Origin of the sequence: Pseudomonas sp. EYE_354 (assembly GCF_023148575.1) — a bacterium.
Lineage (GTDB): Bacteria > Pseudomonadota > Gammaproteobacteria > Pseudomonadales > Pseudomonadaceae > Aquipseudomonas.
The window spans coordinates 242,121-256,583 of the sequence record NZ_JAHXNQ010000007.1 but is presented as its reverse complement, the minus strand read 5'-3'; the positions used below and the strand labels follow the sequence as shown (position 1 = coordinate 256,583).

The 14,463-nt window shown below is 61.4% G+C and carries 11 protein-coding genes and 2 pseudogenes; 7 read left to right on the top strand and 6 right to left on the bottom strand.

Going from position 1 to position 14,463, the window contains the following annotated elements:
* Positions 1-4: 4 nt before the first annotated feature.
* The gene (locus KZX66_RS12445) at positions 5-1,975 is read right to left on the bottom strand and encodes a MacB family efflux pump subunit (protein WP_248079729.1); all 1,971 of its coding nucleotides are present in this window, start codon (positions 1,973-1,975) and stop codon (positions 5-7) included.
* 1 nt (position 1,976) lies between these two features.
* Positions 1,977-3,146 (bottom strand): efflux RND transporter periplasmic adaptor subunit, encoded by a 1,170-nt coding sequence (locus KZX66_RS12440; protein WP_248079727.1) that lies wholly within the window; start codon positions 3,144-3,146, stop codon positions 1,977-1,979.
* Positions 3,147-3,339: 193 nt separating this feature from the next.
* On the opposite strand from KZX66_RS12440, the gene KZX66_RS12435 reads away from it, so the two are divergent.
* The 4 genes from KZX66_RS12435 (at position 3,340) to KZX66_RS12420 (ending at position 7,512) form a co-directional block, all read left to right on the top strand.
* On the top strand, positions 3,340-3,888 hold the full coding sequence (locus tag KZX66_RS12435) for a sigma-70 family RNA polymerase sigma factor (RefSeq protein ID WP_282445905.1): 549 nt from the start codon (positions 3,340-3,342) through the stop codon (positions 3,886-3,888).
* 118 nt (positions 3,889-4,006) lie between these two features.
* Positions 4,007-5,344 (top strand): SidA/IucD/PvdA family monooxygenase, encoded by a 1,338-nt coding sequence (locus KZX66_RS12430; protein ID WP_248079725.1) that lies wholly within the window; start codon positions 4,007-4,009, stop codon positions 5,342-5,344.
* Between the two features lie 66 nt (positions 5,345-5,410).
* Positions 5,411-6,631: a putative DNA modification/repair radical SAM protein gene (locus tag KZX66_RS12425; RefSeq protein ID WP_248079722.1), complete on the top strand. Its 1,221-nt coding sequence runs from the start codon at positions 5,411-5,413 to the stop codon at positions 6,629-6,631.
* On the top strand, positions 6,628-7,512 hold the full coding sequence (locus tag KZX66_RS12420; RefSeq protein WP_248079720.1) for a TIGR03915 family putative DNA repair protein: 885 nt from the start codon (positions 6,628-6,630) through the stop codon (positions 7,510-7,512). Before KZX66_RS12425 ends, KZX66_RS12420 begins: the two co-directional genes overlap by 4 nt.
* A 3-nt stretch (positions 7,513-7,515) precedes the next feature.
* On the opposite strand, the gene KZX66_RS12415 is transcribed toward KZX66_RS12420, so the two are convergent.
* From KZX66_RS12415 to KZX66_RS12400, 4 genes and pseudogenes are all read right to left on the bottom strand, one after another.
* Positions 7,516-8,013 carry an Lrp/AsnC family transcriptional regulator gene (locus tag KZX66_RS12415; RefSeq protein WP_248079718.1) on the bottom strand — a complete coding sequence of 166 codons (498 nt, stop codon included), beginning with the start codon at positions 8,011-8,013 and terminating at the stop codon, positions 7,516-7,518.
* 5 nt (positions 8,014-8,018) lie between these two features.
* A pseudogene (locus tag KZX66_RS12410) lies at positions 8,019-8,246 on the bottom strand (histidine/lysine/arginine/ornithine ABC transporter ATP-binding protein); the annotation flags it as partial.
* A gap of 83 nt (positions 8,247-8,329) precedes the next feature.
* Entirely contained in the window at positions 8,330-9,376 is a 1,047-nt protein-coding gene (locus tag KZX66_RS12405; protein ID WP_248079716.1) for an ornithine cyclodeaminase, read from the bottom strand.
* A 14-nt stretch (positions 9,377-9,390) separates the two neighbouring features.
* A pseudogene (locus KZX66_RS12400) lies at positions 9,391-9,489 on the bottom strand (amidinotransferase); the annotation flags it as partial.
* A gap of 634 nt (positions 9,490-10,123) precedes the next feature.
* Between KZX66_RS12400 and mgtA the strand changes: the two are divergent.
* The 3 genes from mgtA to KZX66_RS12385 all read left to right on the top strand — a co-directional run bounded on the left by mgtA (position 10,124) and on the right by KZX66_RS12385 (position 14,462).
* Positions 10,124-12,829, top strand: a complete 2,706-nt coding sequence (gene mgtA / locus KZX66_RS12395) for a magnesium-translocating P-type ATPase (RefSeq protein WP_248079714.1) — start codon at positions 10,124-10,126, stop codon at positions 12,827-12,829.
* A 16-nt stretch (positions 12,830-12,845) separates the two neighbouring features.
* The gene (locus KZX66_RS12390; RefSeq protein WP_248079712.1) at positions 12,846-13,562 is read left to right on the top strand and encodes an MgtC/SapB family protein; all 717 of its coding nucleotides are present in this window, start codon (positions 12,846-12,848) and stop codon (positions 13,560-13,562) included.
* Positions 13,563-13,832: 270 nt separating this feature from the next.
* Positions 13,833-14,462, top strand: a complete 630-nt coding sequence (locus KZX66_RS12385) for a response regulator transcription factor (RefSeq protein ID WP_248079710.1) — start codon at positions 13,833-13,835, stop codon at positions 14,460-14,462.
* The last annotated feature ends 1 nt before the right edge of the window (position 14,463 follow it).

The window sequence follows — 14,463 nt, the reverse complement described above, 5'->3', positions numbered from 1 at the left end:
TCGTTTATTCACTGGTCAATGCCTTAACCGGATCGAGCCGGGCAGCTTTACGGGCCGGCATAAAGCCGAATACGACGCCGGTGACCAACGCGCAACCAAATGCGCCGAGCACCGCCACCAGGGAAAACTGCACAGCCACTTTGGCCAGTACCAACACACCCCCCACCAGCAGGGCCAGCGCGATACCGCACAGGCCGCCGACCACCGAGAGCATCACCGCTTCGGTGAGGAACTGGCGCAGGATGTCGCGCTGCCGGGCCCCGGTGGCCATGCGGATGCCGATTTCGCGGGTCCGTTCACGCACGGTCATCAGCATGATGTTCATCACGCCGATCCCGCCCACCAGCAACGAGATGGCGGCAATCGAGCCGAGCATCAGCGACAGGGTGTTCTGGGTGTGCGCCTCGGCCTGGATCATCGCGGCGTTGTTGGTCAGCTCGTAGTCGCGTTTGCCGTTGTGCAGGCGTTGCATCAACTGGTCGATGGCCAATTCGGCCTCGTGGACCTTGCGCGCATCGGCGGCGGCGATCACCACATATTCGGGGTCGTAACTGCCGAACAGGCGCACGCTGGCGGCGGTGTAGGGGATGGCGATACGGTCGTCGCTGTCCTTGTCGCCGGAGGCGGCGCCTTTTTCCGCGAGCACGCCGATCACCTGGAATGGCACGTTCTCGATCAGGATGTATTGGCCGATGGGGTCCACCAGGCCTTTGAACAATTTGTCGCGCACACGATGGCCGATCACTGCCACCGTGGCGCCCGCGCGCTCGTCGGCTGCCGTGAAGTAGCTGCCCTCGACCACCGGCCAGTTGAAAATGTCCGGAAAGTTGGTGTCGTTGCCGCCCACATAGGCCACGTAATCGACATTGCCGAAACGCACCCCGGCCTCGCTGCCGTTGACCGGCATGATGCGCTTGACCTGGGGCAAGGCTGCCAGCGCCGCGACATCATTGAGTGTGACCACCCCCGGCGGCGTGCGCGGGTTGGGCGCTGAGCCGCCGAGGTAGAGGATGTTGGAGCCGAAGGCGCCCATCTGCGCCATGACCTGGCGCTTGCTGCCTTCACCCACCGCCAGCATCACCACCACCGAGGCCACGCCGATGATGATCCCCAGCAGGGTCAGCGCGGTGCGGAAACGGTTGATCCACATCACGCGCCAGGCCGCTTGCACCGCGTCCATCAGTTCGGCTTTCCAGGCGCCGTTGTGCTCGGCACCGTCGGCCAGCCGTTGGCGCAGGTCCACGGCTTGCAGTGCGCCGCTGTTGACGGTTGGCGCGCCGCTGTCGGCGTCGGCGGAATCGCTGATGATCAGGCCGTCGCGAATTTCGATAACGCGGTTGGCCCGCGCCGCCACTTCGCGATCGTGGGTGATCAGGATCACCACGTGGCCCTGGCTGGCCAGTTCGTCCAGCAGGGTCATCACCTCGGCGCCGCTATGGCTGTCGAGGGCACCGGTGGGTTCGTCGGCGAGGATGATGTGGCCGCCATTCATCAGCGCACGGGCAATCGATACGCGTTGCTGCTGCCCGCCGGACAACTGGTGCGGACGGTTGCCGGTGCGCTCTGCCAGGCCCAGGCGGCTGAGCAGGGCGCGGGCGCGGGCATGGCGCTCGGCGGCGCTGACACCGGCATAGATCGCCGGCATTTCGACGTTTTCCAGAGCTGAACCCGAGGGGATCAGGTGGTAGCCCTGGAACACGAAGCCAAAGGCTTCGCGGCGCAGCCAGGCCAGTGCGTCACTGTCCAGGTGGGCGACGTTTTCGCCGGCGAACAGGTAGTCGCCGACGCTTGGGCGGTCGAGACAGCCGAGGATGTTCATCAGCGTGGACTTACCGGAGCCGGACGCGCCGACAATGGCGACAAACTCCCCGGCATGGATCGACAGGTCGATGCCACGCAACACGTCGACCTGGGGGCTGTCACCGCCGCCGTAGGATTTGCGGATGTTCTTGAGTTCGATCAGAGGCGTGGTCAACTCAACCCCCGGTGCCGGTGGCCGGGCCGATCAGCAGGTGATCGCCTTCACTCAAACCGCTGAGCACCTGCACCCGCAGACGATCACTGATGCCAAGGCGTACTTCGCGTTCTTCGATGCGGCCGTTCTCCAGCACCACGCGGGCGATCTGCCGGTCGGCGCTGCTGGTGCCGGTCAGGGCGGCAACCGGCGCGGTCAGGGTGTCCTTGGCTTGGCCGGCGACAAAAAACACCTGGGTGGTCATTTCGGCCATCAAGGCGTTGTCGCCGTTGTCCACATCCAGCAACACGGTGTAGAGCACCACGCGGCCGGTACCGCTTTTGCCGGAGCTGTTGGGGCTGCCGCTGCCCTGGGTTTCGTTCAATGGCTTGGGCGGTATCGGCAGGATCTGTCGCACGGTGCTGGACCAGCGCCGGTTGCCGCCGCTGAGGGTGGTGAAGTAGGCGGTCATGCCGGGTTTGACGTGACCGATGTCGGCCTCTGAGACCTCAGCCCATACGGTCATCGGCGACAACTTGGCGATGCGCAGGATCAGCGGCGTCTGCTGTTGGGCGTTGAGGGTCTGGCCGACTCGCGCGTCCACCGCGACCACGGTGCCGCTCATCGGTGCGTAAATGCGCGTGTAGCCCAGTTCGGCTTCATCGCTGCGCAGGCTGGCCTGGGCCTGGAGTATCTGGGCCTGGAACATGTCGACGCGGGCCTGGGTGGCACTGAGTTCGGCCTTGGCGGTTTGCACATCCTCTTCACGGGTGGCGTTGCCGGCGACGAGGCGCTGCTGGCGCTGGTATTTCTGGCGCGCCAGCGCGTGCAGGGCCTTCTGTTCCTGCAATTGAGCCTTGAGGTTTTCGATGGCATAGCGACTGGCGTCGAGTTTGGCTTTTTGCGTCGAGGGGTCGATTTCCACCAGTAACTGACCTTCCTGGACCTGGTCCCCGGCTTCGACATGGATCTTGCGAATTTGCCCCGATGCCTGGGCGCCCACGTCGACATAACGCCGTGGTTGCAGAGTGCCCAGAGCGGTCACGCTGCTTTCGATATCGGCGCGGGTGACCGTTACGGTGGTGAGCGTGTCGCGGCCCGGCGGCAGCACCTGCCAGGCGGCCAGGGCGAGCAGGGGGATCAGGCACGCCACAACTAGCAGGGCGCGTCGGGCAGGTCGAGGGCGTTTCATGCTTAGGTTCCAGCCAGGAAAGTTCGGAGCGCAGTTGCGCAGAGCTGACAGTTAAACGAGAGAAATGCTCGTCAATTTAGGCTGTTACACACCGTGTAATAGCTCTTAGGAGTAAAAAAATCGACGGTTGGCGCAAGACTTCTTTAAAAGTAAGTGAGAATTACTATAAATTGCACGCACCCAAACTGCCATTATGCATTTGGCTGACATTTTCAGGCACTCAAGGAACGGATACCGCCCTCTACGGCGGTCGGGAGTCATGTTGGATAGCTACTATCGCGAGCTGGTGTGTTTTCTCAACGCCAAGCTGGGCAACCGTCAGGTGGCCGAAGATGTGGTGCATGACGCTTACGTCCGGGTGCTGGAGCGCTCCAGCGCGGCACCCATCGAGCAGCCTCGCGCGTTTTTATACCGTACGGCGCTGAACCTGGTGATCGACGGCCATCGGCGCAATGCCCTGCGCCAGCATGAGCCCCTGGAAGCCCTCGACAGCGAAGAGCGTTTCTCCCAAAGCACGCCCCACGCCAGCCATGACCAGAGCCAACGACTGGCGCTGCTTGAGCGCGCCCTGGCGGAGTTGCCGGCGGCCTGTCGCGACAGCTTCAAGCTACGCAAGCTGGAAGGCCTGACGCACCTGCAAATCGCCGGGCGCCTGAACATTTCCCGGGCCCTGGTGGAAAAACACATCGTCAACGCCATGAAGCATTGCCGGGTGCGAATGCGCGAGTGGGACGCTCACTGATGCTGATCGGTTAAATTTTATTTCATTGTCCTCGTTTCCTATCAACACATGACCTGTTGTGCAGGTCTTGAAGGTATTTCTGCCCCATCGCCAAGGGGCTTATCCAGAGGACACTGGAATGACACAGGCAATTGCTTCGCCCGCGGTTCACGACCTTATCGGTATCGGTTTCGGCCCATCGAACCTGGCGCTGGCCATCGCCCTGCAGGAACGAGAGAAAACCCAAGGCAAACTGGATGCGCTGTTTCTCGACAAGCAGGCCGACTACCGCTGGCACGGCAATACCCTGGTCACCCAGAGCGAGCTGCAGATTTCGTTCCTCAAGGATCTGGTGACCCTGCGCAACCCCACCAGCCCTTACTCCTTCGTCAATTACCTGAAGGCCCATGACCGCCTGGTTGATTTCATTAACCTGGGCACCTTTTACCCGTGCCGCATGGAGTACAACGACTACCTGCGCTGGGTGGCGGCGCAGTTCCAGAGCCAGGGCCGGTATGGCGAGGAAGTGCTGGCGATCGAACCGATCCTGCACCAGCAGCAGGTCGAGGCGCTGCGCGTGATCTCCCGCGATGCGCTGGGCGAACAGCATGTGCGCACCACACGTTCGGTGGTGGTCAGCGCCGGCGGCACGCCACGGGTACCGGACGCGTTCAAGGCGCTCAAGGACGATAGCCGCGTGTTCCACCACTCCCAGTACCTGGCCCGCATGGCGCAGCAGCCGTGTGTGGACGGCAAGGCGATGCGCATCGCCATCATCGGCGGTGGCCAGAGTGCGGCCGAAGCCTTTATCGACCTCAATGACAGCTACCCGTCGGTGCAGGTCGACATGATCCTGCGCGGTTCGGCGCTTAAACCGGCGGATGACAGCCCATTCGTCAATGAAGTGTTCTCCCCGGCCTTTACCGACCTGGTGTTCCAGCAGGTGGGCGCTGAGCGCGAGCGGTTGGTGGCCGAGTACCAGAACACCAACTATTCGGTGGTCGACCTGGACCTGATCGAGCGTATTTACGGGATTTTCTACCGTCAGAAAGTCTCCGGTATCGCCCGCCATGCGTTCAGCACCATGACCGTGGTCGAGAGGGCCGAGGCCGGCCCGCTGGGCGTGGCACTGACGCTGCGCAACAATGCCACCGGCGCCGTCAGCGTCAATCACTACGATGCCGTCGTGCTCGCCACCGGCTACGAGCGCCAGATGCACCGCGAACTGCTGGCGCCGCTGGAAGCCTACATGGGCGACTTCGAAGTGGCCCGTGACTACCGCATCGTCACCGACGAACGCTGCAAGGCGGGCATCTATATCCAGGGTTTCAGTCAGGCCAGTCATGGCTTGAGCGACACGTTGTTGTCGATTTTGCCGATTCGCGCCGATGAAATTGCCGCGTCGCTGTACGAAAACCATCGTCACCGGGGCTCGGCTCATTCGGTTCGCGACCTGCTGCTGGCCACCGCCAGCTGACAGGGTGCACTTGTGACGCAGAGGGCTGACTGATACTGTACAAAAAACCAGTATTGGCAGCCCTCCATGCAATTGATCGAAAAACTCAGCATTCTCGCCGACGCCGCCAAGTACGACGCCTCCTGCGCCAGCAGTGGCGCGCCCAAACGCAGCTCCGAGGGCAAAGCGGGGCTGGGCTCTACCGACGGCATGGGCATCTGCCACAGCTACACGCCAGACGGGCGCTGCGTATCACTGCTTAAGGTGTTGCTCACCAACTTCTGTCTCTACGACTGCCAATACTGCGTCAACCGCCGCTCCAGCGACGTGCCCCGTGCACGCTTCACTCCGGAGGAAGTGGTGACGCTGACCCTGGATTTCTATCGACGCAATTGCGTCAGCGGGCTGTTCCTCAGCTCAGGCATCATCCGTTCGGCCGACTACACCATGGAGCAGCTCGTGCGGGTGGCCAAACTGTTGCGTGAAGAACACGACTTTCGCGGCTATATCCACCTCAAGACCATTCCCGAAGCCGACCCGGCCCTCATCGCCGAGGCCGGGCGGTATGCCGATCGCCTGAGTGTGAACATCGAGCTGCCCACCGATGCCAGCCTGCAAACCCTGGCGCCGGAGAAGCAGATCGGCTCGATCAAACAGGCCATGCAGACCATCTACACGGGTGAACAGACTGTATTCAACGAACCCCGTGCACCGCGTTTCGCGCCGGCCGGGCAGAGTACCCAGATGATCGTCGGTGCCGATGACACCGACGACAGCACCATCCTTCACGGGGCCGAGTCCCTGTACGGCAACTTCAAGCTGCGCCGCGTGGATTACTCGGCGTTCAGCCCCATTCCCAACAGCCCGAAAAGTGTGCCCCTGGCCGCGCCGCCATTGATGCGCGAGCACCGTTTGTACCAGGCCGACTTTCTGTTGCGCAGCTATGGATTCAGCGCGGGCGAACTGTTTCAGGGGCCCGGTCACCTTGCCCTGGATATCGACCCCAAGCTGGCCTGGGCCCTGGAACATCGCGAGGTGTTCCCGTTGGACCTGAACCGTGCAGAGCCCACGCTGATCGCGCGCATTCCGGGTATCGGCCTGCGCACTACCCAGCGTCTGGTCGACCTGCGCCGCGAACGCAAGATCCGCTTTGAAGACCTGGCGCGCATGCGTTGCGTGCTGGCCAAGGCCAAGCCGTTTTTTATCACCAGCGATTACCACCCACAGCAGGCCGAAAGTACGAGCGTGTTGCTGCGCGAGCAGTTACGCGACCGCCCGCAGCCGCAGCAGATGGGGTTGTGGGGATGATCAGTCTGGAGTGCGACAACGTGTTCGATACCTGGCGCGAACAGGCGCGCTGGTTGCTCAGCCACCAGATCGACCCCAGCCAGGTGAGCTGGGGCGAGGCTGAGGTGGCGGACCTGTTTGCCACCGATCAGCCGATCCCGCCAGGGCAGGGCCCTTTCCAGGCGCGCATTCCCAAGGCCCTGCTCCAATTGCTGGAGTCGGCCGCCTGTTACCACGGCGACCAACGGTGGAGCCTGTTGTATGAAGTATTGTGGCGGGTCAGCCATGGCGACCGCACGGCGATGCTTGCGGGAGACAAGCTGGGCAGCGAGTTGCAGCGCCGCATCAAACAGGTCAGCCGTGAAGCCCATCATTTGCATGCATTTGTGCGGTTTATTGCCTTACCCGCCGAGGCGGGGCTTGAGTTGCCGGAGTATGTGGCGTGGCACGAGCCGGCCCACGACATCCTCAAATCAGCCAGCCAGCATTTTGTCGGGCGCATGGGGCGTCATCGCTGGATGATCGCCACGCCATTGGACGGGGTGTATTACGACGGTGAGCAACTGATCCATCAGCGCGAGTGTCCTGAAGCCTGGCGCCAGTTGGCGCAGAATATTGAAGACCCGCACAGTGCCATGTGGCTGACCTACTACAGCCACATCTTCAATCCGGCACGGCTGAACCCTAAGGTGATGGAAGGCCACTTGCCGAGCCGGTTCTGGAAAAACCTGCCGGAGGGCAAGTTGATACCGGGGTTGATCAGCGAGGCGCGTACGGGCAAGCAGAAGGACGGGCAGGCCAGGCGGATAGGGGAAAGGCAAGGAAAGCGAATTGTGCACCCGGTGCTGGTCAATGGGGTCGCCGAAAAATCAACGCCCCCGATTGAACATGGGCATTCGTAAGGCTCAGCCCAACGCGGCGGCGGTGTTTTTGACCACCGCCAACTCCGGATGCGCCACCAACTTATCGATGTGCAACTCGTCGTTGTTCAACCAGGTTTCGGTGAGCACCCGGTAGTGCTCCATGTCCCGGCAGCGCATGCGCAGGCTGTAGTCGAACGGCCCACTGATCAGTTGGCATTCGAACACCTGCGGGCAGGCTTTGATGCACGCCTCAAAGGCCTTTTGCGCCGAGCGCCCGCTTTGGTTGGACAGAGCCACCAGCACCAGCAGCGACAGGCCTGGCGACACCATCTGCAGATCGATGATCGCGCCGTACCCACGGATGACCCCACGTCGTTCCAGCTTGCGCACCCGTTCCAGGCAGGGCCTTGGGGTGAGGTGCACCAGCGACGAGAGCTTTTCGTAGGTGATGCGTCCTTGATGGCGCAGCACTTCGATGATCGCCTCGTCGATGCGGTCCAGTGCGGGGGAGGTATGGGGGGCGTTGGCCTTGGTGTCCATGGGTTTCACTTCAATCGGTTGGAAAGAAATTGCTGCAATCGCTCGCTGTTGGGGTGGTCGAGGATACCGCCTCCTTCTTCGACCCGGCCCTGATGCAGCAACAGCACCTGGCTGTACATCTGGCGGGCAAAGCCCATTTCGTGGGTGACCATCAGCATGGTACGGCCTTCCTCGGCCAACGTCTGTATGGCTTTGAGGACTTCTCCTACAAGTGCCGGGTCCAGTGCAGCGGAATCGGCTGTCCCACCCAGTGAATCGGCTTTGGCTCGCGAGAATCTGGCCCGTCCAGTGCGTAAACCGGCAGGCCAGAGCGGTCTCAGGCGCGCTTTTTCTGCTGCGCGCGCGGTTGTTGGGCCAGGCGCGCGAACAGATCCTTCGGATCGGCCAGGTCCGGAACCAACTCCAGTTCGCTGCCGATATCCAGGGCCTTGGCCACGTCCAGTACATAGCGCAGAGCCGAGTAGTCTTCGATGGCAAAACCCACCGAGTCGAACAGGGTGATCTGGTGCGCGTTCTCACGGCCGGGCTGTTGGCCGTTGATCACTTGCCACAGTTCGGTCACTGGCGAGTCTTCCGGCATGTGCTGGATCTCACCTTCAATGCGGCTTTGCGGTTCGTACTCGACAATCACCCGGGCGCGCTCGACGATCCGTCGATCCAGCTCGGTCTTGCCGGGGCAGTCGCCACCCACGGCGTTGAGGTGCATGCCCGGTTCGATCATCTCGTCCGTGAGGATGGTGGCGTAGGCCTTGTCGGCGGTCACGGTGGTGACAATATCCGCGCCCTTGACCGCTTCGGCCACGCTGTCGGCCAGAATCACCTTGATGGCCGGGAAGGCCTTGAGGTTGGCCGCCAGCTTGGCGGTGGCCTTGGCGTCGATATCGAACAGGCGGATCTCAGTGATACCCAGCATCGCGTGGAAGGCCAGGGCCTGGAACTCGCTCTGGGAACCGTTGCCGATCAGCGCCATGCTGCGGCTGTTGTCGCGCGCCAAGTAGCGCGCCACCAGCGCCGAGGTGGCGGCGGTGCGGATGGCGGTGGTCAGGGTCATTTCCGCCAGCAGCACCGGCTTGCCAGTGTCCACATCGCCCAGGGCGCCAAAGGCCATCACCGTGAGCATGCCGGCCTGGGTGTTTTTCGGGTGGCCATTGACGTATTTGAAGGCGTACAGCGAGGCATCGGACACCGGCATCAACTCGATCACACCGTCCGCTGAATGGTTGGCCAGGCGTGCGCACTTTTCGAAATCCTGCCAGCGCAGGTAGTCGGCGCGGATGTACTCGGCCATCTCGGTGATGCAGGTTTGCAGACCTTTTTGCGAAACCAGATAGCTGAGGTCGTTGACGTCGATATAGCGGGTCATGGCAAGACTCCTTATTAAAATGAGGGGCGGGCGGGCAGATGCACGTGCGCCAGCATGCAGCGGGCATTGGCGCCGCCGATGCGTTCGAGGGTGTCGATGTTCACCACCACTGGCACCCGCAATGGCAGGCGAATCGTCAAGACAGTGTGGATGGTTTGCACGGGGGCACGAATCCATGGGGGGTGAACTGTGGTGCTATTTTGTGCGTTGCAACGGGTGAATCCCGGCTGAAACTCGGGGTCGGCTCAGCCGGGAAAGCTGAAAAGGTGGGTATGACAGCCGTTTCGGCTGTTGCGTCGAATGACGATCACAAAATGTCTTTCCTGAACCCATCCTGAAGAACTTTCTTATTCAGCGTGGGAGAACTTTCCTACGGTTTACTCTCCAGAAACCGCGGCGTAAGCTTCGCGCGTTTTCATCAATAGCGGAGACCCTCAGTGGGTACTTGTTCAAGTGACAGTCGTCGGCCGGTTTCGGTAACCGGCACAGACTTGGCAAGATAACGCGCATTTTTCCGATGCCGTTGTCTCGCCACTAAACGCGAGAAGCGGCATCAAGACAGCGGCCAGTCCTGGCTCTGTTTCGATCCTCTCTCATCGACGCTGATCGGCACCCGGGTCACCTCGGGATGCTACGGACGCGCCTGCCTTTTGGGTGGGCGGGCCAAGCCGGCTGTGCCTGTCTGACAGGTGCGGTGCGGCCGGGCGGTACCTGCACGACGGTCTTTCCTCGCGCAGGAGTAACACCATGAACCTGACTCTGTTGAAAGAGTTCTTTGCCGGCTTCCTGCGGACCCGGCACATCGCCCGGCATTTCCGTCGCCTGGCCATGCTCGAGACCGTGACCGACGCCAGCGTCAGCCGCGAAGTACCGCCAACGCTGGCGCAAACCCTGGTGGTGGCGGCCAACAGCAGCAGCGTGCAATTGCTCGGCACGTTGGGCAGCCACGTCGAAGGCCTCACTACCCAGGAGGCCGATGCCCTCCGGGTGCAATACGGCCTCAATGAAGTCGAGCACGAGCAGCCGCTGCCGTGGTGGGTGCACCTGTGGCACTGCTACAAAAACCCCTTCAACCTGCTGCTGACCTTGCTGGCGGTGATCTCCTGGCTGACCGAAGACATGAAGGCCGCCACGGTGATTTTCTCGATGGTGGTGCTCTCCACACTGCTGCGTTTCTGGCAGGAGTCCAAGTCGAACAAGGCTGCCGATGCGTTGAAAGCCATGGTCAGCAACACCGCTACGGTGCTGCGCCGCGATGCAGCCAAGCGCCTTGAGCTGCCGATCAAACAACTGGTGCCGGGCGACGTGATCGTGCTGTCGGCCGGCGACATGATCCCCGCCGATTGCCGCGTGATCAGTGCCAAGGACCTGTTTGTCAGCCAGGCGGCGATGACTGGCGAATCAATGCCGGTGGAGAAGTTTGCCCAGCAGCAGGACGCCAGCACCCGCAACCCGCTGGACTTGGAAAACATCCTGTTCATGGGCACCAACGTGGTGTCCGGCGCGGCGACGGCGGTGATCCTGACCACCGGCAACAGCACCTATTTCGGGGCCCTGGCCCAGCGCGTGACCGCCACTGACCGCGCCACCACGTCGTTCCAGCAGGGCGTGAACAAAGTCAGCTGGTTGCTGATCCGTTTCATGTTTGTGATGGCGCCGCTGGTGCTGTTCATCAATGGGTTCACCAAGGGCGACTGGACCGAGGCGTTGCTGTTCGCGCTGTCGATTGCCGTGGGCCTGACCCCGGAAATGCTGCCGATGATCGTCACCTCGACGCTGGCCAAGGGCGCGGTGTTTTTGTCGCGCAAGAAAGTCATCGTCAAGCGCCTGGACGCGATCCAGAACTTCGGCGCCATGGACGTGCTGTGCACCGACAAGACCGGCACCCTGACCCAGGACAGGATTTTTCTGGCACGGCATGTGGACGTGTGGGGTCAAGAGTCCGACGACGTATTGGAAATGGCCTACCTCAACAGCTACTACCAGACCGGCCTGAAAAACCTGTTGGACGTGGCCGTGCTGGAACATGTGGAGGTGCATCGCGAGCTGAAGGTCGGCACGGCGTTCCAGAAAATCGACGAGATCCCGTTTGACTTCAACCGTCGGCGCATGTCGGTCGTCGTGGCCGAGCGCGGCCAGCCGCACCTGTTGATTTGCAAGGGCGCGGTGGAGGAGATCCTCTCGGTGTGCAACAACGTGCGCCATGGCGATACCAACGAAGCCTTGACCGCTGACCTGCTGGCGCGCATCCGCCAGGTCACTGCCGCGTTCAACGAAGAAGGCCTGCGCGTGGTCGCCGTAGCGGCGCAACCGATGGCGTCCGGGCGGGATACCTACAGCCTGGCGGACGAAAACAACCTGACGTTGATCGGCTACGTGGCCTTTCTCGATCCGCCCAAGGAAAGCACCGCGCCGGCGCTCAAAGCCCTCAAGGCCCACGGCGTGGCGGTCAAAGTGCTGACGGGCGACAACGAGCTGGTCACCGCCAAAATCTGCCGCGAAGTGGGCCTGGAACAACAAGGCCTGCTCATGGGCAACGACATCGAGGACATGACCGACGCCGAGCTGGCCAAGGCCGTGGAAACCACCAACGTGTTCGCCAAACTGACGCCGAGCCACAAAGAACGCATCGTGCGCCTGCTCAAGGCCAATGGGCATGTGGTGGGCTTTATGGGCGACGGCATCAACGACGCGCCGGCGCTGCGCACGGCGGATATCGGTATTTCGGTGGACAGCGCGGTGGACATCGCCAAGGAGGCGGCCGACATCATCCTGTTGGAAAAAAGCCTGATGATTTTAGAGGAGGGCGTGCTGGAAGGTCGGCGCACCTTCGCCAACATGCTCAAGTACATCAAGATGACGGCCAGTTCCAACTTCGGCAACGTGTTCTCGGTGTTGGTGGCCAGTGCGTTTATCCCGTTTTTGCCGATGCTGCCGATGCACTTGCTGGTGCAAAACCTGCTGTACGACATTTCGCAGATTGCGATTCCGTTCGACAACGTCGACGAAGAAATGCTGGCCAAACCCCAGCGCTGGCAACCGGGCGATGTGGGACGCTTCATGCTGTTTTTCGGACCGATCAGTTCGATCTTTGACATCACCACGTTCGCGCTCATGTGGTACGTATTCGACGCCAACACGCCGGACCACCAGACGCTGTTCCAATCGGGCTGGTTCGTGGTGGGGCTGCTGACCCAGACGCTGATTGTGCACATGATCCGCACGCCGAAAATCCCGTTCCTGCAAAGTCGTGCCGCGATGCCGTTGATGGTGATGACGGGCGTGATCATGGCCGTGGGGGTTTTTCTGCCGATGGGGCCACTGGCGCACTACTTCAAATTGCAGGCGTTGCCGTCGCTGTATTTTGTGTTTTTGCCGGTGATTCTGCTGGCGTACATGGCGCTGACCCAGGCGGTGAAGGGCTACTACATCCGTAAGTTTGGCTGGCAATGAACAGGGACGATTTCCTATGCAAGCAATCAACAACATCAACCTCGATTCCCTGATCGACACGTCGGTGAGTCTCACCGCCGCGTTTATCCTCGGTGGCTTGATTGGCTTGGAACGTCAGTACCGTCAGCGCACGGCGGGGCTGCGCACCAATGTGCTGGTGGCGGTAGGGGCGGCGATTTTCGTGGATATGGCTAACCGCCTGGGCGGTGCGGAAGGGGCGGTGCGGGTGGTCGCGTATGTGGTGTCGGGCATCGGCTTTCTCGGCGCCGGCGTGATCATGCGCGAAGAAGGTAACGTGCGCGGGCTCAACACCGCCGCCACGCTATGGGCATCGGCCGCGGTGGGGGCGTGCGCCGGTGCCGATCTGGTGCTTGAAGCGTTGCTGGGTACGCTGTTTGTGCTGGCGGCCAACACCTTGCTGCGACCGATCGTCAATAACATCAACCGCCAGCCGTTGGATGTGGTGTCGGCGGAGGTCACCAACATCCTCTATGTCATCGCCCGGCGCACCCAGCAAACCGCGGTGCTGGCGTTGCTGGAAGCTGAGTTGGCGCGCTGCAACTACCCGGCCAGTGATGTCGATGTGCGCCCGTTCGGCAGTGAGGAAGTGGAAATCGAGGCGACCCTGGCGGTGACCTCGGTGGACGGTAACGAGTTGGACGCACTGGTCGCGCGAATTTCCAGATCGACGCTTGTGGTTCAGGCGTTCTGGAGCCCCAGTACGACGGAGTAACCCTGGGCGCGGCTCTGTCCTGGTGAAGGAAAATCCTACGAGCAATCAAGACTATCCCTTCAATTGAAAAGACACGTCGTTGTTAAGGTTGCGCGCTTGCGCCTGTTCAGGAATCAAGGCGCGTGTTTACCGTGTTTTTCAAAAGGAGGGACCCGTACTGCCTGACGTGTTGCGCAGAGGCATCAGCACCGCTTGTCGGAACTGTTACTTCTAACAGGTAGATGGGACTCGCTTGATATGTGAGCGTATTGATCTTCTCAGGGGAGTCTTATGAGCAACAAAGCTTTAATTGTGGATGATCATCCTTTTATACGCGCCACCGTCAAGTTTCTGCTCAAACAGGAAGGTTTCGACACCATCCTTGAGGCGGGCAACGGTGCCGACGCCATGCAGATTGCCCGCGAGGTGCGTCCGGATCTGGTCATTCTGGACCTGGCGATGCCCAAACTTGGCGGGCTGGAGGTGATCAGCCGGATCAAGTCACTGGAGCTGCCCTGCAGAATCCTGGTGCTGACTTCTTATCTGGCCGTGTTTTTTTCCACCCGCTGTATGCGCGCCGGTGCGATGGGGTTCGTGGCCAAGACGGGAGAGCTGGATGAACTGCAAAAGGCAATCAGGGCGATCCGCTCCGGTTACAGCTGTTTCCCCAGCCTGCCTACCAGTTCGGTGCGCCGCGACGATCTGCAGTCCACTGAGCAGGAGTTGGTGGAGGCGCTTTCCGACCGTGAGTTGACCGTGCTGCAAAAGCTCGCCATAGGCCTGGGTAACAAGGAAATCGCCGAGGACATGCTGCTCAGTCACAAGACCATCAGTACCTACAAAACGCGGCTCAAGGAGAAGTTGCGGATGTCCTCGGTGGTGCACCTGTCCAAGTTTGCTCAGCGTAATCATCTGATCTGAA

Coding starts and splice junctions, on each gene's coding strand:
- KZX66_RS12435 (WP_282445905.1), top strand. CDS start 3,340: ATGCATTTGGCTGACATTTTCAGGCACTCAAGGAACGGATACCGCCCT.
- KZX66_RS12390 (WP_248079712.1), top strand. CDS start 12,846: ATGCAAGCAATCAACAACATCAACCTCGATTCCCTGATCGACACGTCG.
- KZX66_RS12425 (WP_248079722.1), top strand. CDS start 5,411: ATGCAATTGATCGAAAAACTCAGCATTCTCGCCGACGCCGCCAAGTAC.
- KZX66_RS12430 (WP_248079725.1), top strand. CDS start 4,007: ATGACACAGGCAATTGCTTCGCCCGCGGTTCACGACCTTATCGGTATC.
- mgtA (WP_248079714.1), top strand. CDS start 10,124: ATGAACCTGACTCTGTTGAAAGAGTTCTTTGCCGGCTTCCTGCGGACC.
- KZX66_RS12420 (WP_248079720.1), top strand. CDS start 6,628: ATGATCAGTCTGGAGTGCGACAACGTGTTCGATACCTGGCGCGAACAG.
- KZX66_RS12440 (WP_248079727.1), bottom strand. CDS start 3,146: ATGAAACGCCCTCGACCTGCCCGACGCGCCCTGCTAGTTGTGGCGTGC.
- KZX66_RS12405 (WP_248079716.1), bottom strand. CDS start 9,376: ATGACCCGCTATATCGACGTCAACGACCTCAGCTATCTGGTTTCGCAA.
- KZX66_RS12385 (WP_248079710.1), top strand. CDS start 13,833: ATGAGCAACAAAGCTTTAATTGTGGATGATCATCCTTTTATACGCGCC.
- KZX66_RS12415 (WP_248079718.1), bottom strand. CDS start 8,013: ATGGACACCAAGGCCAACGCCCCCCATACCTCCCCCGCACTGGACCGC.